Source organism: Winogradskyella sp. SYSU M77433 (genome assembly GCF_029911945.1).
Classification (GTDB): Bacteria; Bacteroidota; Bacteroidia; order Flavobacteriales; family Flavobacteriaceae; genus Winogradskyella.
The window spans coordinates 1-1,100 of record NZ_JARYTG010000029.1 but is presented as its reverse complement, the minus strand read 5'-3'; the positions used below and the strand labels follow the sequence as shown (position 1 = coordinate 1,100).

Below are 1,100 nucleotides of genomic sequence, written 5' to 3'. Positions count from 1 at the left end.
CCTTAATCCTCTCTTTTGTGCTTTCTGATTAATAGTCTAAATGTAATGGATTGTAAACTTAAGATGTATAACCGCAAATACGGCGGATTCGACTACGTCCGAATCCACTCGGAATTGCTAACATCAGTGCTTAACCGAAAATTATTAACTTTTAACCCGTAACTGACGATTATACGAGACCGTTGTAAACAATTATGACCAACCAATATAAATGATAAGAAGAGACGATTTTAGAAAACTACAATTAGAAATAAAGTCAGCTATCGATGAACTTTATGAAACTGCCAAAAAGAATGAAAAAAATAAAAATGACTACATTCTATTTTTGGCTCGTTCATCCTATGATACAGAAATTGACAAAACCAAATTTAGTCCTTGGAGATTAGACCACGCGTTGGAAGAATTAATTGACAGACATCGTGTGGACTTTTTACTTCAATATTTAAACAATCAGTATAGTTTCCAAACGGAAAATTCAGCGGATTCCAAATTCACTTTGTCAATCGAATTAATGATTTACACACATCTTTGGGAATCAAAACATAACCTTGGGAATTTTAAAAAGATTGCGGATTTATGCGATTCAAAAGATTATGATTGGAACGTTCAAGTCCCAGGCGATTCTAAATACCGATTTGTAAAGAATAATATCCGAGACATTTTTGAAAAACATAACTTAAAAATCTACGACATATTTAAAGACTGTTACAAATCACAGTTGAGAAATGCATTTGCTCATTCATTATACCATTTTAGTTTAAATGGACATAGTATTGTACTCGAAAACTATGAAGAGCCAAAGCATCCATTGAAAGGTTTGACATTTGATGAATGGACTGTGATTTTCTTAAAATCTGCACTAATACAAAATTTTTATCATAACAAGTTTAGTTCTGAAATAGAGAAATTAGAAGCCGGAAAAGAGTACGAAGTGGTAATGGAATTTGACGGAGAAAAAGAGATTGGATTTTTATCTTATGACCACGAAAAGAAAAGATTTAACGGACGAATGAAATAACTGTTTACAACAAAGAACTGAGTTAAAAACCAAGCTTTTCTAGTTTAAATTTGACACATAATTTTCATCAAAGGGTAATTTT

The 1,100-nt window shown here is 31.7% G+C and carries 1 protein-coding gene; it reads left to right on the top strand.

The window, feature by feature from the left end:
- The first annotated feature begins 211 nt into the window (after positions 1 to 211).
- Complete coding sequence (locus QGM60_RS18115; RefSeq protein ID WP_281141648.1) at positions 212 to 1,018, top strand: hypothetical protein; 807 nt, start codon at positions 212 to 214, stop codon at positions 1,016 to 1,018.
- Positions 1,019 to 1,100 lie beyond the last annotated feature (82 nt).

Bases quoted from the DNA above. Each gene is read 5' to 3' on its own strand.
- QGM60_RS18115 (WP_281141648.1), top strand. From the start codon at position 212: ATGATAAGAAGAGACGATTTTAGAAAACTACAATTAGAAATAAAGTCA.